Here is a 22,651-nt window from a genome sequence, read left to right on the forward strand (position 1 = left end):
TCCTAAGATCCGACGGGGATGGCGACGATCGCGTGGGCATTCGCACCGCCCGCACCGAACGAGGACACGGCTCCGTAGCGGACTCCGTTCCGCGGCTGCCACTCGTGGAGTTTGGTCGCCAGACGTAACGCAGTGAGATCCCAGTCGAGCAGGGTGGTCGGTTTGTCGGCGAACAGCGTAGGCGGAATCTGGCCGTATTGGCCCGCCAAAAGCAACTTGATCAGCCCCAAGATGCCGGAGGCGGCCTGCGGGTGACCGATGTTCGACTTGATGGAGCCGATTTTGGCCTCGGATCCGGCGGCGCCGTACGTCTTGAACAGAGCGAGCAACTCAGCGGGATCCCCCGCCTTGGTGCCGGTCCCGTGGCCTTCGATCATCCCGATGTCCGCCGGATCGACCCGCGCGGCGTCCAATGTTTTGCGCACGACTTGTTCTTGAGCGCGAACCCGAGGCACCAGGATCGGCTTGCCCTTGCCGTTGTGGTTGGTGCGGGCGGCGAGAAGTCGTCCGTATACCGGGTGGCCCAAACTGCGGGCTCGTGATTCACGCTCGATGATCACCATGCCCGCGGCTTCACCCCAGACTGTGCCGTTCGCGTCGTCAGAGTAAGCGCGGCAATGACCGTCGCTGGAAAGTGCGTTGAGTCGCGCGAATTCGTAGAATGCCGCAGGAGAACCCATGACGCACACACCGCCGGCGAGTGCCCACTCGCATTCGCCGGACGCCACCGACGACGCGGCCATTTGGACAGCGGTGAGAGATGACGCACACGCCGTGTCGACACTGATCGATGGCCCGGTGAGGCCCAGGCTGTGCGAGATCCGCGCAGCGCCGGCCAACTGGCCCAGGCTGGCGATCCGATGTCCGCTGAACCCGTCGGCCAAGGCGACCCGCGGCCCGTATTCCATCGGCGACATGCCGACGAAGCATCCGACGAACTCGCCGTCCAGCGAGGTCGGGTTGATCCCGGCGTTTTCCAGGGCGTTCCATGCGACGCGCATCACGACCCGTTGCTGAGGCTGCATGACCAGCGCTTCGCGTTGGGTGATGCCGAACAGAGCCGGATCGAAATCACCGGCCCGAGTAAGGAATCCGCCGGCATCGCATGCTGACCCCCACCCTTCTCGGCTTCCCACCGACAGCAGGTCGTCGACGGGCCAGCCACGGTCGCGTGGAAAGGGGGTGAGCAACTCTTTGCATTCGGTCAGTGCAGCCCACAGGCTTGCCGGACTCTCGATTCCGCCGGGAGCTTCCACCGCCATCCCGGCGATAACGATCGGATCGGACTCCACCTCGGTCATGCGAGATGCCCGGTGCGGTCCTCGGTGGCCAGTAGGTTGCTCACCATCTCGACGTGGTCGTGGAAGTAGAAGTGCCCACCGCTGAACATTGTCAAGTCCACCGAAGCCGAATGGCGGTTCCAGCCATAGAGATCGGCGAGCGGGACGAACGGGTCCTGGTCACCGCCGAGGACTCGGACCGGTGCGGCAACTCTTGCGTCTTCGGGACAGTCGTAGGCGTCGAACGCGCGGTAGTCGGCCTTGATGGCGGGCAGCGCCATGCGCATCAATTCCGGACTTGCGAACACGGCGCTGCCGGTACCTTCCAGCGCGGCCAGATGGCGGAGGATGTCCTCGTCGGCCGTCGGGTGCGGTGGTTTGGCGGCGACCCGGCTGGGCGCGACTGCGGCCGAGACGTTGAGACGGCGCACCGGGATCCCGCGCGCTTCGGCGATGCGCACGAATTCGAACGCAACCAGACCGCCCATGCTGTGGCCGAAGGCAGCGAGTGGGGTGTCGCGCCGGTGCTCTGATGCCGCGAATTCATCGAATGCACCGGCGGCGATCTCGGGTAGAGATGTCAGGGCCGGTTCCGCCGCCCGGTCCTGCCTACCCGGGTACTGGAAGATCAGGACCTCGAACGCAGTGCTGAGGGTCTTGGAGAAGTCGCGGTAGGCGGACGCCCCGGAGCCGGCATGCGGGAAGATCAGCAACTGCGGACAGCTCACGGAGGGCGGTTCGTGGAATCGCCGGACCCAGCCCCGGTTGCGTGCCATTTACCGCTACCTTTCGTTCGGTTCTTTCCGGCCGGATCAAAACTTAGCGAAGGCTAACATAAGTCGATGGCCGGGTCGGTTGGGTCGTCGCGGTGCCGGACGTCTAGCTTGGGCGCTCGCGAATGATCAGGGCGGCACGCTTGTCGGGTAGATCGATCGTCGTGACACGACGGAACCCCGCGCGCTCCGCAACGCGGATGACCCGCTCGTTGCGGACGTCGGGCTCGCCGACCACCCGAGTCGCCTTCGGATCGGCGGCCAACTGCCAGCCGGAGACCAATCGCAGCAACGTCTCGGCCAGCCCGCGGCCGCGGCAGTGGGTCGGTCCGATCAGCAGGTGTACGCCTGCATCGTGCGCGCATGCCGGGTAGTACTCGGCCAGCGGGTCGAGGTCGGCGCGGTAGAGCTCCCAGTAACTCATCGGCGCCCCCGACAACTCCCCGACGTAGGCGGCGGAGTGAGAACTCTGCTGCTGGTCGCGGAGATAGGCGGCGATGTGCTCACGTGGCCAGGCCTTTCGCCAGAATTCGGCCACGTCGGGATCATTCATCCAGCCGTGTATGAGGTCGAGGTCACGGTCGATATCCAACGGGCGCAGCGAGAATTCGCCGGCGAACTCCGCGTGATCGACGGCAGAGCGACGCTGGGAGAAGTCCGGTACGGCGGTCACACGATGCCTTCCCGTCGAAATGGCCAGCCCGGGGGACCCCCGGGGCTCGGGTCGCGGCGCTTAGCATAGCCTAGGCTAAGTCGATTGTTGCTCCGGCTGACGACGTTCGCACCGCGCTGCGACGACGACCGCCGCCACGGCAACACGGCGACCAGCGATGCAGACGACTTGGACGCGAGGGGTAGACACAGATGGCGGGCGACGCCGACTCGATACGTGACCGTCGACGGGAGTTGATGCGCAAGCGCATCGCGGAGAGCGGTATCACGTCCACCGAACCAGCCGAACACATCGCCGCCGAAGCCGAGCAGCCCTACCCGCTGTCGAGCGGTCAGCGGCGAATGTGGTTTCTGCAAACACTGGCCCCTACCGACCCGACCTTGAACATCGGCGTCGGCTACCGGCTGAGCGGAGCGATAGACGAAGGCCGGCTTCGCGACGCGGCGTCCGCCGTGCTGGCGCGACACGCCATCCTGCGCACGACATATGGCACAGACTCCGAAGGAGTTCCCTACCAACAATTCAAAGAGCACGTCGAGTTGCCCTGGCAAAGCGACGACCTCAGCGGACTTCCCGAATCAGAGCGCAACCAACGGATCGAATCGATCACCCACACGGAATTCGGTCGCCCGTTCGACCTGTCCACAGAGTTGCCGATTCGACTGACCCTGGTTCGGCTGGCCACCGACGAAGCGGTGTTCCTGATCGTCGCGCACCATATCTGTTGGGACGACGAATCGTGGCCGGTCTTCTTCACCGACCTCAACGCCGCCTACAACGGCCGCCGACTGGACCCGCACGTCCCGCAATATCTGGTCGCCGAAGTGCTCGGTGCACGTCCGGACACCCACGACAACGACATTCGCTACTGGCGTGACAACCTGGCGTCGCTGCCCGGCCCGGTCGAATTCCCGGGCGCAACCTCGACATCTCCCTCCCGGACGGCTGCCCACACTCGCCACCGCTTACCCGACCGGCTTTACGAGCAAGTCGGCGACTTCGCCCGCCAGCACTCGGCGACCCCGTTCATGGTGCTGTTGGCGGCCTTCGGGGCAGTGATCCGCCGCTACACCGGTGCGACCGACTTCCTCGTCGGCGTCCCGGTGGTCAACCGGTCCGCGCGGGCACAAGGCGCGATCGGCTACTTCGGCAACACCCTGCTGTTGCGGATCACGGCCGGTGCCACCGACACCTTTGAAACCATGGCCGCCCGGGTCCGGGACACCTGCCGCGACGGGTACGCCCACCAGGGAACGGGAGTCGACGTGGTGGTCCGCGAAGTCAATCCGGACCGGACCTCTCGCCACGACGGGCTGGGTGCTCTTGCGTCACTGGGCTTCAGCATGCGTGGCAGCGTCGACGGCATCCGATGGGACGGGATCGACGCCGAACAGATGGACGTAGCGCCGGCCACCACCGAGGTCCCGCTGTCCTTGACGGTGGTCTCCGAAACCGACGGTGTGTTCCTCGAACTCGAATACCAAACCGAGGTGCTGAGCAGTCGTCTCGTCGACCAATTGGTCCGGCACCTCGAGCGGTTGCTCACCGAAGCCCTCGCCGACCCGTCCCGGCGCCTCGCCGAGACCGAGATGCTCGATGCGGGTGAACGAACCGCCTTACTCACGATGTCTCGCGGCGATCTGGTCGAGACGCCGGCGACCACCTTGGTCTCGCTGCTTGAAACCGTCGCCGCAAAGAACGCACACCGATGCGCCGTGGTCTCCGACGACGAAGAACTGACCTACACCGAACTGCACCGGCGCGCAAACCGACTCGCACGCTGGCTGGTCGGCAACGGCGCCGGTGCCGAGAACATCATCGGATTGCAGCTGGGCACCTCGGTGGAGTTCCTGGTCGCCGCGTTGGCTGTGCTGAAGTCCGGAGCCGCCTATCTTCCGATCGACCCGGCGTACCCCGCCGACCGTATCGACTACCTCATCGGAGACACCGACCCGCACATGGTCCTCGGCCGGGAGGGCATCGCCGCTGCGGAGACCGCAGCCGCCCGGCACTCGGATGCCGACGTGAGCGACGCGGACCGCATTCGGCCGCTGCGGCCGGAGAACCTCGCGTACGTCATCTACACCTCCGGGTCGACCGGACAGCCCAAGGGAGTCGCCGTCGCCCACCGTGCGATCGCCGACCACCTCATCGGTTTCGTCGCCGAATGGAACCTCACCGCTGAAGACAGGCTGCTGCAGTCGTCGTCGGTCAGTTTCGACGCGTCCCTCGCCGATATCTTCATGCCTTTGACCACCGGCGCGACCCTGGTGGTGCCGAAAGCCGGCGCGATGTCAGACATCGACTACGTCGCAGCGACAGTCGATCGGCATGGCGTCACCGTCTTGCACATGGTCCCCTCAATGCTCGACGCGCTGCTGCACGACGCCGACCCCGGCAGATGGCGGAACCTACGGCACATCCCGGTCGGCGGCGAAGCTCTGCCCGGCCCGGTCGCAGATCGGTTCAGCCGGCTGCTCGACGCCGAGCTGCGAAATCACTACGGGCCGACCGAGGCGGTGGTGTGTTCGACCCACCACGCCGTCACCAAGCCGTATGGCGACGCGACCGTGCCGATCGGCATTCCGAACCGGAATGTTCACACCTACGTCCTCGATCAGGCGCTGCAACCCGTACCAGCCGGAGTGACCGGTGAACTGTATTTGGGCGGCCAACAGTTGGCCCGCGGTTACCTGCGGCAACCAGCGCTGACATCAGCCCGGTTCATCGCTGATCCGTTCACCGCCGGGGGACGTCTGTATCGCACCGGCGATCTCGTCTTCCGCAATCACGCGGGGGAGTTGGAATTCGTCGGACGCGCCGACGACCAGGTCAAGATCCGGGGCTTTCGGATCGAACTCGGTGAGGTCGAATCCGTTGTCGGCGCCCATCCCGCCGTGCGCCAGTGCGTTGCCGCGGTCGTTGACGGCGAGCACGGACCGGTGTTGGCCGCGTACATCGTGCCCGCTGCCGAGATCGCCCTCGACGAGGTGCGCGCCCACGCGGCTGCAAAGCTGCCCGCCTACATGCTGCCCAGTGCGTACGCGCTGATCCCGAGTGTCCCGCTGATGGTGAACGGGAAGCTCGACAAAAAAGCACTACCGATACCGACCCGGGCGATGGGAACCCTTCAACGCGAGCCCAGAACGCCGACGGAATCACGGATGTGCGCCATTTTCGGTGCGCTGTTCAGTGACCGCCCGGTCGGAGCGGAGGACTCCTTCTTCGAATTGGGCGGCCACTCCCTCCTGGCGGCGCGTCTGGTTGCGCAGATCAGATCCGAATTCGGTGTGGACCTGACCGTCCGCGCCGTGTTCGACGCCCCCACACCGGCTGGCCTTGCCAGTCAGCTGGTCGAACAATTCCGGGCCGAATTCGACATCGATCTAGACGAAATCGGCGGCGAAGAGCCGGCTCCCACGGCCCAGGTCGAGGCACCGCAGGAGGCCGATTCAATTCGTCCGGAACTGACCGGCGCGGGCCGGCACAACGAATACCCTTTGTCTTACTCGCAGCTCGCCACCTGGTTCCAACACCGACTCGGCGGGCCTCGGGATGCGTTCAACCTTCCGTTGGCGCTGCGCATGGACGGACCGCTGAATCTGGGCGCGCTCACCGACGCGCTCAACGATGTGGTCGAGCGTCACGACGCGTTGCGGACCACGTTCGCCGAGCATGACGGACTGCCCTACCAAGTCGTGCACGCGGAGTGGCGAATCGAACTCCCGGAACACCACATCCGGGCGGATGAGATCGATGAGCGCATCAGCACGCTGCGTCGCGAGGTTCTACACCCTGAAAACGGACCGCTGATCCGAGCCGAATTGCTGACCGTCGACGCAACGACTCACGTTTTGGTCGCGATCGTTCACCACATAGTGGGAGACCACCGGTCGTTGGAAGTCGTTGTCGACGACCTGATCGAGGCCTACCGTGCGCGCCACGCGGGGCGCGCCCCGCGCTGGGCCGAGCTGCCGGTCCAGTTCGGTGATTACGCCCGTTGGCAGCGCGAGGCTTTCGACGTGCCGAGCGATTGGGGAGCTCGAGAGATCGCGCACTGGCGCGATGCACTGGCCGGGTTGCCCGACGAGGTGATGATCGCACCCGAGCGGCCCCGCGGACGAACTCACGGACAGAACGAGAAATCGGTCGCTCACTTCCTGCTCCCCGCGGAAAGACGCCGAGGATTGCTTGAACTGGCCCGAGCGACCGGTGCGAGCGAGTTCATGGTCTACCAAGCCGTCGTCGCTGCCTTACTCCACAAACTCGGCGCCGGTACAGACATCGCGGTGGGTAGCCCGGTCGCCGCCCGGGTGGACGAGGCAACCTCGGAGCTGGTGGGGCTGTTCGCCAACGTCATTGCACTGCGCACCGATCTCACCGGTGACCCGGCCTTGCGCGAGATCGTCGACCGTAGCCGTGACACCGTGCTGGACGCGTTCGCACACCAGGAAGTACCGATCGAACGACTCGTTGAGGCGATCAAACCGACCAGGTCGGCATTTCGGAACCCGTTCTACCAAAACACCTTGCATTTCCGAGGTGAGGACTGGGTGCGCGCCGGCCGCGCGCTCGTCGACTCCGGGACGACGAGCGTTGAGGTCATACCGTTGGACCTCGATGTTTCCCTGCTGGATCTGGACATTGCGATGGCGGTGACCCCCGCCGGAGAGGTCGCCGTACGAACCGTCGCCAACGCCGAGCTTTTCGATTCGCACCTGGTGACCTTGATCGCCGACGCGCTACGTGCAACGTTGGACGCCTTCGCAACCGAGCCGGATTCGGCGATATCGACCCTTGAGGTGCTGCCGGCGGAATCTCTGGCCGCCCTGCTCACGCCGCCACCTGTGGAGCACAACGAGGAACCGAGCCCAGCCCCGGCGGTCGCCGGTTCAGCCGAGACCGAGGCGGCACTGATATCGATCCTGGAGGAACTCCTCGAGATCACCGGAGTCGAGCGCGACGACAACTTCTTCGCGCTCGGCGGGGACAGCATCATCGCCATCAAGTGGTCGGCTCAGGCGGCGAAACAGGGGCTGGCTCTGACTCCTGCGATGGTGTTCGAATGCATGACCATCGGCGATCTCGCCGCAGCGGTGGATTCGACAGACGCACCGGCAGAACCCGCCTCTGATCAACCCGAACCCGAATACACGCCGATGAGCGCTTCGGGGTTGAGCGCAGAGGCATTGTCAGATCTCACCGCAGCATGGCAGCAGAACTGATGCCGCAGACCGGGACCACAACCGAAATCGAGGACGTCCTCGCGCTCAGCCCGCTTCAAGAGGGTCTGTACGCGCTGCACCGCCTCGCCGACGACATCGACCTCTACACGATGCAATTCGTCATCGACATCGACGGACCGGTCGACGTCGAACTGCTGCGAAAAAGCGCAGCGGCCATGCTGGTCCGCCACCCGAACCTGCGCGCGGCATTCTGGGACGAGAAAGTCCCGCGCCCGGTTCAGATCATTCCCACGCAGGCCGAACTACCGTGGACCGAGCGTTGCGCGGACCCGAGCCGGTTTGACGCGCTCGCCCGGACAGAACGGACCCGCCCTTTCGTCTTGTCCCAAGGCCCCGCGATGCGTGCCTTGTTGATCACGGTGCCCGGCGAGACACGGCGTCGGCTGATCATCACCGTCCACCACATCCTGATGGACGGCTGGTCGCTGGCGGTGTTCTTCACCGAGATGTTGGCCGTTTACCGTGCGGGCGGTTCGACGGACGGCCTGCCGTCGCCACCGCTGTACCGCGACTACATCGTGTGGCTTGCGAAACAGGACGCCGACGCCGCAACGCGGGCCTGGCAACAGTATCTGAGCAAGACGCCGGCGCCGTTGATAGTGGCGGAGACCGGGGCGCCGGAGAATTCCGTTCCGACGAAGGCGATGCTGTTCCTGGAGGGGGCCGCGACCGCCCGTCTGCAGTCGTGGGCAGCGCAATCGGGACTGACGCTGAGCACCGCCGTGATGTTCGGTTGGACGGCCCTGTTGAGTCGATTGACGTCCCGACGCGACGTGGTATTCGGCACCGTGGTCTCCGGGCGCCCTGAACGTCTGCGCGGCGTCGAGACCATGGTCGGGCTGTTCATCAACACGGTCCCGGTCACCCACACGATCGACGCCACCGCCTCGGTGATCGACCAGTGCCGCCGGCTACAACACCAGACCTCCGCCATGCGCGATATCGGCTACCTCAGCCTCACCGAGATCCAGCGCGCACACAGCCGCGGCGCGTTGTTCGACAGCATGTTCGTCTTCGAGAACGCACCGATCGGCGACGCGGTGAAAACCGTCACCACCCCCGACGGCGCCACCTTCACCCCGATCGAGATGGAGAGCCTCACCCATTACCCGCTCACCGTCGTGGCCCACCTCAGCGGTGATGAACTCGTCGTGGTGATCGAAGCCATTCCGGAGGCGCTACCGCACCTGCCCGGCGACGAGATCGGCGAGCGACTGCTCGCCGTACTTCGGCAACTGCCCGACATCGGCGATGCCGGACCCGATGCGCTGGACGTCCTCACCGCCGCCGAACACGCCGGGCATGCCGACTGGCAGGCGCATTCGATCGGAACGGAAACGGTCTGGCAGGCCTTCGCGCAGCAAGCCGCCGCCACCCCCGACGCGACGGCGTTGACATTCGGGGCCACCGAGCGCTACAGCTACGCCGAGTTGCACGACCACGCCGCCCGTCTCGCCGCCGAACTCGCCGAACACGGCGTCGGCCCGGAAACCGTCGTCGCCCTCGCGCTGCCGCGGTCACCGCAGACCGTCATCGCCATCCTGGCGGTACTTGCCGCCGGAGGCGCCTACCTCCCGGTCGACCTCGCGCTGCCCGCCGAACGCGTCGCCGCGATGCTGCGGCAAGCCCGGCCCGTCCTGGTTCTCACCGTGGCGGGCGCAGAGTCACCGTCAACCGAGCTGCCCGTCCTCGCCCTCGGTGACGAAACCGTCGACCGGCGCATCGCCGATCAGCCCGCTGCCGCACCGGATGTGCTGCGCCACGGGGAGCAGGCCGGCTACGTCATCTTCACCTCCGGCTCCACCGGCGAACCCAAAGGCGTCGTCGGCACCAACGCTGCACTGCTGTCCTACTTCGCCGATCACCGCGACCGCGTCTACGTTCCGGCCCGCGACCGGCTCGGCCGGCCGCTGCGCATCGCCCACGCCTGGTCGTTCGGTTTCGACGCCTCGTGGCAACCGCTGGTCGGTCTGCTGGACGGACACGCGATCCACCTGTTCGACGACGATGCGATGCGCGACGCCGATCGACTGGTGGCCGGCATCGCCGAACACCGCATCGACATGATCGACACCACGCCGTCGATGTTCGGCCAACTGCGTGCCGCCGGACTGCTCGACCACAACCTGTCGGTGTTGGCGCTGGGCGGCGAAGCGATCGACGCCGCCCTCTGGGGTCAACTGCGGCAACTGACGCCGCTGGCGGTCTACAACTGCTACGGCCCCACCGAGACCACGGTCGAGGCCGTCGTGGCGCCGGTGGACCGGTTCCCGTCACCGACGATCGGCACCGCCAACACCGGAACCGGCGGCTACGTGCTGGATTCGTGGCTGCGGCCGGTGCCCACCGGTGTGGTGGGGGAGTTGTACCTCGCCGGTGGGCAACTCACCCGCGGCTACATCGGGCAGAGCGCCCTGACTGCGGCGAGCTTCGTCGCCGACCCGTACCGGCCGGGCCGGCGCATGTACCGCACCGGAGATCTGGTCCGTCGCCTGCCGAACGGTGGCTACGCCTACCTCGGCCGGGGCGACAGCCAGGTCAAGATCCGTGGCTACCGGGTCGAGATCGGTGACGTGGAAGCAGCGCTGCGCGACCAGCCGGGCGTGCACGACGCGGCGGTGGTGGTGCTCAGCCGTGACACCGGCCCGTTGCTGGTCGGTTTCGTAGCCGGTGCCCACGGCGACGGCCCCGCCGACGACCTCCCCGCTCTGCGGGCGGCACTGCGAGAGCGACTGCCGGGTTACATGATCCCGGCGCGGATCCTGACGCTGCCGCAGCTGCCGGTCACCGTCAACGGCAAGATCGACACGGCGGCGCTCGAAGCGTCGGCGCGAGACGCCTTCGCCGGTACCGGGGGCGCCGTCGCAGGCACCGAGACAGAACGGGTACTCGCGGAGATCGTCGCCGAACAGTTCAACGGTGTCGTCCCGCACCTCGACGACGACCTGTTCGCCTTCGGCCTCGACAGCATCGTGGCGATCGCACTGGTCCGCAAGGCCCAGCGGCATGGGCTGGCCGTCAGCCCCAAAACACTGTTCAGCGCGACGACAATCCGTCAACTCGCCGCGGCGATCGACACCGCAACCACGGCGCGACCGGTCGGCCACCGCGAAGAAGAAACCGACCACGAGCCCGTCCCGCCGCTGCCCATCGTGTCGTGGCTGTTCGAGTACGGCCACTACCGCCGCTTCACCAACACCCTGCTGGTACGCCTGCCCCGCGACATCGACTTGTCGACGCTGCAGCAGACCCTGCAGGCGCTACTCGACGGGCACCCCGCCCTGCGCTCCAGCCTGGTCGACACCGCCGACGGACCCAGACTCGTCACCCGGGAAGCGGGCGCCGTCCGCGCCGGTGACCTCATCAGCCGGCTGCCGGTCGACCCGAACGCCGACCTGGGCGCCACGATCACCGCAACGGCCCGTCGCGCCAACGACCAGATCGACCCGCGGGCCGGCGCGATGGTGCGCGCCGTGTGGCTCTCCGGGCAGCAGGAGATACTGCTGCTCACCGCCCATCACCTCGTCGTCGACGTGGTGTCCTGGCACATCATCGCCACCGACCTCGCCGAAGCCTGGCAGCTTCTGCAGTCCGGCACAGCCCCGACGACCCTGCCGGAAGCCACCGGCTACCGACGCTGGTCGCAACTGATGTGGCAACGAGCCGACACCGCCGACGTCGTCGCCCAACGCGACTACTGGCTGGACCAGCTCGCCGCACCCGATCCGCCGCTGGGGCACCGGGCGTTGGACCCCGGCCGAGACCGCTGGGCCACCCTGCGACCCACCACCACCGTCACCCCGACCGAACGCACCGAAGTGGTGCTGGCTGCGCTCGGCCGAGACGACACCCTGCACGAATTCCTGCTGGCGGCAACCACGATGACGATCGCCAGCTGGCGCCGTCATCGCGGCGAGGACCCGAGCACCGGCGCTCTCATCGCATTGGACAGCCACGGCCGGGCCGACACGATTCTGGACGCCGACACCACCAACACGGTGGGCTGGTTCACCAGCGCCTACCCGGTCCGGCTGGGCGCCGGGGAGGCCGCGACCCTCGCCGATCAGTGCGACCCGTGGGCGGCCGGCGCGCTGCTCGATGCGGTCGGCGACCACCTGCGGCAGCTACCCCACGACGGCCTGGACTACGGGCTGCTGCGCTACGTCACCGGCGGTACCGGCGACTCCGAACTGGCGGCCCGGCCCGAACCGCAGCTGATGTTCAGTTACCTGGGCCGCCTGGATCTGGCCGGCATCAGCGACCAGCCCTGGTCGGTGCTGACCGGACCGGAGATGGCGGCGCTGCCCGTCGATCCCGAACCGGAGCTGCCGTTGCGGTTCGCCGTCTACCTCAGCGTCGCTGTACAAGGCACGCCCGACGGACCGCAACTCAGCGCCACCTGGCTGTGGAGCGACGCCTTGTTCACCGCCGCGGACATCGACGTGCTCACCACGTTCTGGCAGCGCAGCATCGCGGCTCTGGCGGCTGCGCTGGACCGGGAGGGAAGATCAGCATGAGCCCACTCAACAAAGACGACATCCGCAGCGCCATCGCTGAGCAACTGGATTGCGCGCCAACAGTGTTGGCTGATGACGACGACCTGATCCAGGCCGGCCTGAACTCGATCGCCATCATGGCGATGGCCGGTGGCTGGCGCAAACACGGCGTCACCATCACCTTCGCCGAACTGGCCGCCACCCCGACCATCGCCGCCTGGGCGGCGCTGCTGGCCGGCGCCACACCGGCAACTACCACCGGTGCGATCCCCGGGCCGGCCGATGGGAAGCCCGAGGAATCCGCCGACGACGCCACCCCGTTCCCGCTGGCCGGCATGCAGCACGCCTACTGGATCGGGCGGTCCGCCGAACAACACCTCGGTGGGGTCGCCGCCCACCTCTACGTCGAATTCGACGGTGACGGCATCGACCCGCACCGCCTCGAACGCGGCGTGGCCGACCTCATCGCGGACCACCCCATGCTGCGCACCCGATTCCTGCCCGACGGCACCCAACAGACTCTGCCCGCACCCACCCGCCCGGTCTTCCACACCGTCGACCTGCGCGACCGGCCGGCCGACACCGTCGAGGCCGTACTCACCGAGATGCGCGACCGCAAGACCCACCAGCGGCTGGCCGTCGAGGACGGCGAAGTCCTTGACGTCACGCTGACCCGCTACGGCGACAACCGCGCGCGGCTGCACATCGACGTCGACATGCTGGCCGCCGACGCCCTCAGCTACCGGGTCCTGGTGGCCGAACTGGCCGACCGCTACCGCGGCGCGGCGCCGGCCGCACCCGGCTACACCTACCGGCGCTATCTGGCCGAACGGCGCACCGACCCGCACACCCGGGAGCGCGACCGGCAATGGTGGCAGCGTCGGTTGGCCGACCTGCCCGGCGCCCCCGACCTGCCGATCGTGGCGGTCGGCGACCCGAACGCCGCCCACCGCACCGTTCGCCGCGACCACTGGTTGCCGCCGGCAGCGAAACAGCGGCTCACCGCGGCCGCGCACGCCCGCGGCATCACCCCGGCAATGGCGGTGGCCGCGGTGTTCGCCGACACCATCGGCGGCTGGTCGGCCCAGCCCCGCTTCCTGCTCAACATCCCGCTGTTCCAACGCGAACCGCTGCACCCCGACGTCGACCGCGTGATCGGCGACTTCACCTCCTCAGTCCTGCTCGACGTCGACGTCACCGAGCCGGTAGCGGTGACCGACCGGGCCCGCGAACTGCAACACCGCATGTATGACAGCGCCGCCCACGGCGGCTACCCGGGACTGGATGTGCTGCGCGACCTGGGCCGACACCACGGCGCGCCGGTACTGGCACCGATCGTGTTCACCAGCGCACTCGACCTCGGCGAACTGTTCTCCGACGTGGTGCTCGAGGCGTTCGGCGATCCGGTCTGGATCGTCTCGCAGGGACCACAGGTCCTGCTCGATGCCCAGATCACCGAGGTGCGCGGCGGTCTGCTGCTGAACTGGGATGTGCGTGACGCGATGTTCCCGCCCGGGCTGATCGACGCGATGTTCGCCCGGTTCACCGCCGCGGTACAGCGACTCGCCGACGGCGACGCCGGCTGGGCCGCCGAAGCGGCCGTACACCTGCCTGCGGAGCAGGCTCGCACCCGCGCCGCGGTCAACGCCACCGCCGGCCCGACGAGCGGCCGCTGCCTGCACACCGGGTTCTTCGACCACGCCGCGACGCAACCGGATGCGCCGGCCGTGCACTGGGGGCTGGGTGCGGAGGCCGGTCACTGGACCTACCGCGAACTCGCCGACCAGGCACTGGCCGTCGCCGCTGCGCTGCACGACCGCGGGGTCCGCGCGGGCGACACCGTCGCGGTGCACCTGCCCAAAGGACCCGACCAGGTGCTCGCCGTTCTCGCGGTATTGAGCGCAGGCGCCAGCTATGTGCCGATCGGGGTGGACCAGCCGCCCGCCCGCCGCGACAAGATCCTCGCCAGCGCCGACGCCGTCGCCGTGCTCACGAACGCAACCACCCGAGTGGACGTCGATCTCCCGGTGCTCGACATCGACGCCGCCCGAACCCATCCACCGCTTCCCGGTGCGGAGCGACCGCACTCCGACGAGATCGCCTACGTGATCTACACGTCCGGCTCCACCGGTGAGCCCAAAGGCGTGGAGTGTCACCACAGCGGCGCGATGAACACCATTGACGCGCTCAACGACTGGTTCGGAATCGATTCGGCCGACCGGACGTTGGCGCTCTCGGCGCTGGAATTCGACCTGTCGGTCTACGACATATTCGGCATGTTCGCAGTCGGCGGCTCGGTGGTGGTTCTCGACACCGTCCAACGTGCCACACCTACCTCCTGGGTGGAATTGCTGCGCGCCCACCGGGTCTCGGTCCTCAACTGCGTCCCGAGCCTGCTCGACATGCTGCTCGAACTCGGTGGCGACCGGCTCGGCGACTCGCTGCGGGCGGTGATACTCGGTGGCGACTGGGTGAGTGCCGACCTGGCCCGGCGACTGGCCCGCCAAGTGCCAGACTGCCGATTCGCCGGACTCGGCGGCGCAACCGAAGCCGCCATCCACAACACCATCTGCGAGGTCACCGGCGACCCGCCGGACCATTGGACGACGATTCCGTTCGGAATACCGTTACGCAACACCTGCTGTCGGGTGGTCTCGCCGGCCGGCCGGGACTGCCCGGACTGGGTGCCCGGCGAGCTCTGGGTCGGCGGGGTCAACGTGGCGGCCGGCTACCGCAACGACCCGCAACGCACCGCGCAGCGCTTCATCGAGCACGACGGGCTGCGCTGGTACCGCACCGGCGATATGGCCCGCTACTGGCCGGACGGCACGCTGGAATTCCTCGGTCGAGCCGACAACCAGGTCCAGTTGCGCGGCTACCGGGTCGAACTCGGTGAGGTCGAGACGGCGCTGCGTGCCGGGCCCGGGGTCCGCAACGCCGTAGCCACCGTGATCGGCTCGGCCGCACCGCAGCTGGTGGCCGCGGTGACCGTCGAGGCCGACGGTGCGGATGGTGTGACCGACACCGACGCGATCGCCGCGGCCGTCGCCGAACTGGTGCCGGACTACATGGTTCCCGACCCGATCGTCGTGTTGGATCGGATGCCGCTGACCCCCAACGGAAAACTCGACCGGCGCGCGGTGACCGTACTGCTGGCGGCCGAAACCGAGCCCGTTTCCGAGGTACCGCCGGCCGACGACCTCGAAGCCGCGCTGGCCGCACTGGTCGCCGAGGTGCTGGACGTGCCGTCGGTCGGTGTCACCCGGGACTTCTTCGCCCTCGGCGGCGACTCGGTACTGGCGACCACCGTCATCGCCCGGGTGCGCGACTGGTTGCAGACCGAACACGCGGTGGTCGCCGACCTGTTCGCCGGCCGAAGCGTGGCCGGGCTGGCTGCGCGGCTGCGGCAGCGCGAGTCCGACCTCGGCACCCCGGATCGGCTGCCCGCGGTCGCGCGGATCTACCTGGAGGTGGCGGCGCTCACCGACGAGGAGGTCATGGCCGCCGGATGATCACCGGGCGGACCCGACCACGACGCTGCCCACCGCGGACTCCGCCAACTCGGCCGACCCGGTGGCCGCGGCGAAGCTCGCGGTGTCGGCATAACCCTGCGCGCACACACCGATCCCCATTGCCGTGCCGACCAGATAGAGGGTCTGCATCAGCGCCCCGACGTCCTTGAGCAGCAGCGCATAACCGATCTGTTCATAGGTCCACAACAGGCGCCCGGCCCGGGCGGCGACAACCAGCAACACCTGCGGCTGCGCGCCGCCGGCCAGCGTCGCCGATGCCGGTTTGAGCAACTGCTGCACGGCTTTCGACTCACCGTCGGCGACCGGCCGCAGCACGTGATCGAACGAGTCGTAGTGATACATGCCTGCCGCCAAGCCGGCGACGTGACGCACCACCGGATACACCTCGAGTTCGTAGACCCCGCCGGCGGACGGATACGGCCGCGACAGCAACTCTTCGCCGGGCCCGACGGTGTGGCTGCCGCGGGTCCGGGCGGCGCGGTAGAGCAGCTCGGCGAGCTGATCGGCGGTGATCGGTGCGGCATCGTCGAATTCGCGGGTGGACACCCGGTCCTCCAGAACCGCCGTCAGCGGCGGATCAGCGGCTCGGGCGGTCGCCAGGTCCGGCGTGGTCAAGCGCACCGGGTCGCCCGGGTAGGTCTCGCGACGAGCCGGCGGCTGCGGGAACCGGTCCTTGGCCCACTTGGTGGGACCGAACCGCTCCCAGCTCACCGTGCGGGATCCGAGCGTGCTGCGCCGGTGGAACCACAGATCCGGTGTGCTCCAGCCCGCGGTCGCCAAATCGGGTTCGGTCTCGCCCGCGGCCACCAGGAAGCCGCCCCTGCTCAGGTCGGCGACGAACCGGGCGGCCAACGCCTCGGGCACCTCCGCAGCCGCCTCGCCATCGAGCAGCGGCAGCAGCCGCGCATCACCGATGCGGATGTCACACCAGCCGAGCGGATGCTCCACCACGAACCCGTCCCGGTCGCGGTGCACCACCGCGAACCGCGAGAGGACCCGCTGCCCCGGTTGGCGCGGCGCAACCGACGGGACGGGCCGATCGAACGGCTCGACGCGGTAGCGCTCCCCGTCGTCGTCGCAGACATCGACCGCCAACCAGCCGTCGGCCAGGAGCTGGTCGATCAGCGCGCCCACCGTCGCCGGATCGGCCGAAGACGACAGCTGCGCCAGCGTGGCGGGACCGAGATTCAACGTTTTGAGCACGGCGAGCTGTTCGGTGGGCAGCCGGGACAATTTCTCGCTGCGCGGCGGGTTGAGCAGTACCGCCCCCGCCGGCGTCGTCACGCAGGTGACCCCCGGTGCGAACGCGTAGCTGCTCTGCGGCGGATAAGCCGGCGCGGGCACGGGTTCAGCGGTCACGGCCAGCCTCTTTCGTCCGGGTACACGGTGCGACCCCGAGCGTAGCGAGCGCCGTGGCGGCCCCCGTCGTAACGCAACTGCGCCGCACGGCGACACACCTCGTGATTAAGTATCGGTAACGACCGGAACCGATTTCACCGACACGGAAGAGATGGAACATGACGATCAAGCTGTTCGCCACCAGTGCGGCCGCCGTCGCAGTGCTGGGTGCCACCGCGGTTGCGCCCGCGGTCGCCGAGGCGCCGATCGCGCCGCGGCCCGTGGCGTTCGACGCCCCGCTGCCGCTTGACCCGCCGCCGGCACCGGAGCCCGCCGACCCGGCCACCGCGCTGCCGACCGCCGAAGAACTCACCGGGATCCTCGACAACCTCGTCGACCCGCAGGTCTCCGACGAGGTGAAGAGTGACCTGGTCGCCGGCGGCCTGGACCACCACCGCGCCAACGTGTTCAATCACAAGCTGCGCGAAGCCGGTCACCACGGCGCGCTGCCGCTGACCTTCACCGCCGACAACATCACCGCGGCCGGTGAGAACACGGTCACCTCGGACGTCACCGTCACCGGACCCAAGATGGCCTCGCCGATCGAGAAGAACGTCACCTTCGTCAACCAGAACGGCTGGATGCTCTCCCAGGCCGCCGGCGACGAACTGGTGGAGGCGATCGTGGGACGGCTGCCGAACTGAGGCAGCCGCACCGCGCGCCTCAGCCCTCCGTCGGCAGCGCGTGGTGCCCGAGCACGTCCATGTCGAACAACCGGGCGTGCAGCACCGTGCGGTTCCGCAATGCGGCGCGAACCGCACGGTGCAGACCGTCCTCCAGGTAGACGATCCCCTTCCACTTCACCGCGTGCGGGAACAGGTCGCCGTAGAAGGTCGAATCCTCCGACAGCAGCCGGTCGAGGGCCAGCACCGTCGTCGTGGTGACCAGCTCGTCGAGGCGCAGCTGCCGCGGCGGGATCTGCGACCAGTCCCGATAGGACAATCCGTGCTCGGGATAAGGCTTGCCGTCCCGGACCCCTTTGAAGATCATGAGCGGCTCATCGACACCGAGCGGGACAAAGCAGAGGATGAGACCGGGCCATGGGAACCCAGGCTAGTCGCCGTCCCGCACGAGGCGACCGGCGCCGCTGTTAACGGTTGGCAAAAACCCCTGGCAAGGCCCGTAAACTGGAGCCGACCAAGGAGGTGGAGACAGCGATGGGAAGCGCCGACGATCGTCGCCTCGATGTGCTGCGCGCCATCGTCGCCGACTTCGTGCAATCCCAGGAGCCGGTCGGGTCGAAGGCTCTTGTCGAACGGCACAATCTGGGCGTCTCCTCGGCGACCGTGCGCAACGACATGGCGGTGCTCGAGGCGGAGGGCTACATCACCCAGCCGCACACCAGCTCGGGGCGGGTGCCCACCGACAAGGGGTACCGGGAGTTCGTGGATCGGCTCGACGGGGTCAAGCCGCTCTCGTCGGCCGAACGCCGCGCGATCCTGTCGTTTCTGGAATCCGGCCTCGACCTCGACGACGTGCTGCGACGCGCGGTACGCACGCTCGCCCAGCTGACCCGGCAGGTCGCGGTGGTGCAGTACCCGACGCTGTCGACCTCGACCGTGCGCCACCTCGAGGTCATCGCACTGACCCCGGCGCGGCTGCTGATGGTGGTGATCACCGACTCCGGCCGGGTGGATCAGCGCATCGTCGAACTCGGCGACACCATCGACGAGCAGCAGCTCTCCCAACTGCGTGACCTGCTCGGCCAGGCCCTGGAAGGCAAGCGGCTTTCCGCCGCCTCGATCGCGGTCGCCGACCTGGTCAGCCACTTCGAGCGGCCCGAAGGCCAGGCCGGCGGCCTCAGCGACGCCGTCGGCCGCTCCGCGACGGTGCTGCTGGAATCGCTGGTCGAACCCGCCGAGGAGCGCCTGGTGCTCGGCGGCACCGCCAACCTGACCCGCAACGCCGCCGACTTCGGCGGATCGCTGCGCTCGGTGCTGGAGGCGCTGGAGGAGCAGGTGGTGGTGTTACGGTTGCTGGCGGCCCAGCAGGAGACCGGCAAGGTCACCGTGCGGATCGGCCACGAAACCGAAGCCGAACAGATGGCGGGCACGTCGGTGGTCTCCACCGCCTACGGGCCGAGCGGCACCGTGTTCGGGGGGATGGGCGTGCTGGGGCCCACCCGGATGGACTATCCGGGAACCATCGCGAGTGTCGCCGCGGTTGCTATGTACATCGGCGAAGTACTGGGCGCCCGGTAGCGGGCGCCACGCGGGAAAGGTCAGGCGTTGGCACGCGACTACTACGGACTGCTCGGTGTGAGCAGCAACGCGAGCGACTCGGAGATCAAACGCGCCTACCGCAAGCTGGCGCGCGAACTGCACCCCGACGTCAACCCCGACGAGGCCGCTCAGGCCCGGTTCAAGGAGGTCAGCGTCGCCTACGAGGTCCTCTCCGACCCGGAGAAGCGCCGCATCGTCGACCTCGGCGGTGACCCGCTGGAAAACGGCGGCGGTGGCAACGGCTTCGGCGGGTTCGGTGGACTCGGGGACGTCTTCGAGGCGTTCTTCGGCGGTGGTGCCGCGTCACGCGGCCCGGTCGGGCGGGTCCGGCCCGGCGCCGACTCGCTGCTGCGGGTGCGCCTTGACCTGGCCGACTGCGCCACCGGGGTGACCAAGCAGGTCACCGTCGACACCGCCGTGCTCTGCGACCGGTGCCAGGGCCGGGGCACCAACGGCGACTCCGTCCCGATGGCGTGCGACACCTGTGGCGGCCGCGGCGAGGTGCAGAGCGTGCAGCGCTCCCTGCTCGGACAGGTGCTCACCTCGCGGCCCTGTCCGACCTGCCGCGGTGTCGGCGAAGTCATCCCCGATCCCTGCCACCAGTGCGCCGGGGACGGCCGGGTGCGCGCCCGCCGGGAGATCAACGTGAAGATCCCCGCCGGGGTCGGCGACGGCATGCGGGTGCGGTTGGCCGCGCAGGGCGAGGTGGGGCCCGGCGGTGGGCCCGCAGGCGACCTCTACGTCGAGGTCCACGAACAGCCGCACGAGATCTTCGTTCGGGACGGCGACGACCTGCACTGCACCCTGTCGGTGCCGATGGTCGACGCCGCGCTGGGCACCAGCGTCACCGTCGAGGCCATCCTCGACGGACCCACCGAGATCACCGTGCCGGCCGGCACCCAGCCGGGCGCGGTGCTGACCCTGCGCGGCCACGGCATGCCGCATCTGCGCTCCGGGGTGCGCGGGGACCTGCACGCCCACGTCGAGGTGCTGGTACCCGAACGGATCGACAACCACGACACCGAACTGCTCCGCCAACTCAAAGAACGCCGTGGCCACGAGGTAGCCGACGTGCGCTCCGCCCGCGGCGCCGGCAGCAGTGCCGGCGGCGGCCTGTTCAGCCGGCTGCGCGAGACCTTCAGCGGACGCTGACGCGGTGCTCGGCCTGTTCTACGTCGACGCGCTGCCCCAACCCGGAGCGCTCGCCGAGGTCGACGGCGAAGAAGGCTTCCACGCCGTCCGGGTGCGCCGCATCCGGCCGGGGGAGGAGCTGATGCTCGGCGACGGTGCCGGCGAACTCGCCCACTGCGTGGTGGAATCCGCCGACCGCGACGGACTGCGCGCCCGCGTCCTGGACCGCCGCGCGGTGGCCGCGCCGTCGCCGCCGGTCACCGTCGTGCAGGCACTGCCGAAATCGGATCGCTCCGAACTGGCGATCGAGCTGGCCACCGAGGCCGGCGCCGACGCGTTCATCGCCTGGTCGGCGGCGCGGTGCGTGGCCCGCTGGGACGGCGCCCGCGCCGACAAGGGGCTGCGGCGGTGGCGGGCGGTGGCCCGCGCGGCGGCGCGCCAGTCCCGCCGGGCACACATCCCCCAGGTCGACGGACCGCTCAGCACCGCGGAGCTGGCCGGGCTGGTCGGCGAAAGGGTCGCGACCGGCACCCTGGCGCTGGTGCTGCACGAGTCCGCGGCCACCCCGCTCGCCGAACCAGCGGTGGACCGGGCGCCGGACGTGCTGCTGGTGGTGGGTCCGGAGGGCGGCATCGGCGCGGAGGAACTGGCCACGCTGACCGAGGCGGGTGCGCGGGCCACCCGGCTGGGACCCACGGTCTTGCGCACCTCGACGGCCGCCGCGGTCGCGCTGGGCGCGCTCGGCGTGCTCACCGGCCGCTGGGCATGACCGGCACAGCTGGGGAGCGGTCGCGCTCGGCGGTAGACTGAGGAATCCGAGTACGCCGCCCGACCGCACCGAAAGCAGGCACTGACCACTCTTGACGCTCCGTGAGAACAACGCCGCCGACCCGGCCGCATCGCCGCAGGTGCGCAGCGGCATCGACGTTCCCCCCGACCTTGTCATGGGCCTGCTGGGCTCCGGCGACGAGAACCTCCGCGAGTTGGAGGCCGCCCTCACCGCCGACCTGCACGTGCGCGGCAACGTCGTCACCATCACCGGCGAGCCCGCCGACGTGGCGCTGGCCGAACGGGTCATCGCCGAGCTGATCACGGTGGTGGCGCGGCGCAAACCGCTCACCCCCGACGTCGTGCGGCACAGCGTCGCCATGCTGGTCGGCGCGGGTAACGAGTCACCCGCCGAGGTGTTCAGCCTGGACATCCTGTCGCGGCGGGGCAAGACGATCCGGCCCAAGACGCTCAACCAGAAACGCTACGTCGACGCCATCGATGAGCACACCATCGTGTTCGGCATCGGCCCGGCCGGCACCGGCAAGACCTACCTGGCGATGGCCAAAGCCGTGCACGCCCTGCAGAACAAGCAGGTCACCCGGATCATCCTGACCCGCCCGGCCGTGGAGGCCGGCGAACGCCTCGGGTTCCTGCCCGGTTCGCTGAGCGAGAAGATCGACCCGTACCTGCGGCCGCTCTACGACGCGCTGCACGACATGATGGACCCGGAGCTGATCGGCAAACTGATGGCGTCCGGGGTGATCGAGGTGGCGCCGCTGGCCTACATGCGCGGCCGCACCCTGAACGACGCCTTCATCATCCTCGACGAGGCGCAGAACACCACCGCCGAACAGATGAAGATGTTCCTCACCCGGCTGGGGTTCGGATCGAAGATCGTGGTCACCGGCGACGTCACCCAGGTCGACCTGCCCGGCGGGGCGCGGTCCGGACTGCGGGCGGCCACCGAGGTGCTCGCCGGCATCGACGACATCCACTTCAGCGAACTGACCAGCGCCGACGTGGTGCGCCACCGACTGGTCTCAGAGATCGTCGACGCCTACGAACGGCACACCGCCGAGTCGGCCGGCCCCGGCCTGCGCATCAACCGGGCCGCCCGGCGGTGACCGA

Annotated in this window: 13 protein-coding genes; 8 read left to right on the forward strand and 5 right to left on the reverse strand. The window is 68.6% G+C overall.

Annotated elements, in window-relative coordinates; all coding sequences use genetic code 11:
- Positions 1 to 2: 2 nt before the first annotated feature.
- The 3 genes from AWC30_RS04080 to AWC30_RS04090 all read right to left on the reverse strand — a co-directional run bounded on the left by AWC30_RS04080 (position 3) and on the right by AWC30_RS04090 (position 2,726).
- On the reverse strand, positions 3 to 1,301 hold the full coding sequence (locus tag AWC30_RS04080; RefSeq protein WP_085108914.1) for a beta-ketoacyl [acyl carrier protein] synthase domain-containing protein: 1,299 nt from the start codon (positions 1,299 to 1,301) through the stop codon (positions 3 to 5).
- Positions 1,298 to 2,056, reverse strand: coding sequence for a thioesterase II family protein (locus AWC30_RS04085; RefSeq protein WP_085108915.1), 759 nt, complete (start codon positions 2,054 to 2,056; stop codon positions 1,298 to 1,300). Before AWC30_RS04085 ends, AWC30_RS04080 begins: the two co-directional genes overlap by 4 nt.
- A gap of 103 nt (positions 2,057 to 2,159) precedes the next feature.
- Positions 2,160 to 2,726, reverse strand: coding sequence for a GNAT family N-acetyltransferase (locus AWC30_RS04090; RefSeq protein WP_085108916.1), 567 nt, complete (start codon positions 2,724 to 2,726; stop codon positions 2,160 to 2,162).
- Between the two features lie 191 nt (positions 2,727 to 2,917).
- Between AWC30_RS04090 and AWC30_RS04095 the strand changes: the two genes are divergently transcribed.
- The 3 genes from AWC30_RS04095 to AWC30_RS04105 are packed head-to-tail and all read left to right on the forward strand — an operon-like array spanning position 2,918 to position 15,980.
- Positions 2,918 to 7,951 (forward strand): non-ribosomal peptide synthetase, encoded by a 5,034-nt coding sequence (locus AWC30_RS04095; RefSeq protein ID WP_085108917.1) that lies wholly within the window; start codon positions 2,918 to 2,920, stop codon positions 7,949 to 7,951.
- Positions 7,951 to 12,489, forward strand: coding sequence for a non-ribosomal peptide synthetase (locus AWC30_RS04100; RefSeq protein ID WP_085108918.1), 4,539 nt, complete (start codon positions 7,951 to 7,953; stop codon positions 12,487 to 12,489). The genes AWC30_RS04095 and AWC30_RS04100 overlap by 1 nt, the downstream gene beginning before the upstream one ends.
- On the forward strand, positions 12,486 to 15,980 hold the full coding sequence (locus AWC30_RS04105) for a non-ribosomal peptide synthetase (protein ID WP_085108919.1): 3,495 nt from the start codon (positions 12,486 to 12,488) through the stop codon (positions 15,978 to 15,980). Before AWC30_RS04100 ends, AWC30_RS04105 begins: the two co-directional genes overlap by 4 nt.
- On the opposite strand, the gene AWC30_RS04110 is transcribed toward AWC30_RS04105, so the two are convergent.
- Positions 15,981 to 17,345 carry a SagB family peptide dehydrogenase gene (locus tag AWC30_RS04110; protein WP_085108977.1) on the reverse strand — a complete coding sequence of 455 codons (1,365 nt, stop codon included), beginning with the start codon at positions 17,343 to 17,345 and terminating at the stop codon, positions 15,981 to 15,983. It abuts the gene before it with no gap.
- A 173-nt stretch (positions 17,346 to 17,518) separates the two neighbouring features.
- On the opposite strand from AWC30_RS04110, the gene AWC30_RS04115 reads away from it, so the two are divergent.
- Complete coding sequence (locus AWC30_RS04115) at positions 17,519 to 18,043, forward strand: MTB12 family secreted protein (protein ID WP_085108920.1); 525 nt, start codon at positions 17,519 to 17,521, stop codon at positions 18,041 to 18,043.
- A gap of 19 nt (positions 18,044 to 18,062) precedes the next feature.
- Here AWC30_RS04115 and AWC30_RS04120 read toward each other — a convergent pair whose 3' ends face one another.
- A complete protein-coding gene (locus AWC30_RS04120) occupies positions 18,063 to 18,389 on the reverse strand; it encodes a type II toxin-antitoxin system VapB family antitoxin (RefSeq protein WP_085108921.1) in 327 nt (108 codons plus the stop codon).
- A gap of 167 nt (positions 18,390 to 18,556) precedes the next feature.
- Between AWC30_RS04120 and hrcA the strand changes: the two genes are divergently transcribed.
- The 4 genes from hrcA (at position 18,557) to AWC30_RS04140 (ending at position 22,647) form a co-directional block, all read left to right on the forward strand.
- Positions 18,557 to 19,600 carry a heat-inducible transcriptional repressor HrcA gene (hrcA, locus tag AWC30_RS04125; RefSeq protein WP_085108922.1) on the forward strand — a complete coding sequence of 348 codons (1,044 nt, stop codon included), beginning with the start codon at positions 18,557 to 18,559 and terminating at the stop codon, positions 19,598 to 19,600.
- Between the two features lie 27 nt (positions 19,601 to 19,627).
- Positions 19,628 to 20,773: a molecular chaperone DnaJ gene (gene dnaJ, locus AWC30_RS04130; protein ID WP_085108923.1), complete on the forward strand. Its 1,146-nt coding sequence runs from the start codon at positions 19,628 to 19,630 to the stop codon at positions 20,771 to 20,773.
- Between the two features lie 4 nt (positions 20,774 to 20,777).
- Entirely contained in the window at positions 20,778 to 21,521 is a 744-nt protein-coding gene (locus AWC30_RS04135; protein ID WP_085108924.1) for a 16S rRNA (uracil(1498)-N(3))-methyltransferase, read from the forward strand.
- Positions 21,522 to 21,612: 91 nt separating this feature from the next.
- Entirely contained in the window at positions 21,613 to 22,647 is a 1,035-nt protein-coding gene (locus AWC30_RS04140; protein WP_085108925.1) for a PhoH family protein, read from the forward strand.
- Positions 22,648 to 22,651 lie beyond the last annotated feature (4 nt).

The sequence above is a fragment of the Mycolicibacillus trivialis genome (genome assembly GCF_002102395.1).
GTDB classification, from domain to species: Bacteria; Actinomycetota; Actinomycetes; order Mycobacteriales; family Mycobacteriaceae; genus Mycobacterium; species Mycobacterium triviale.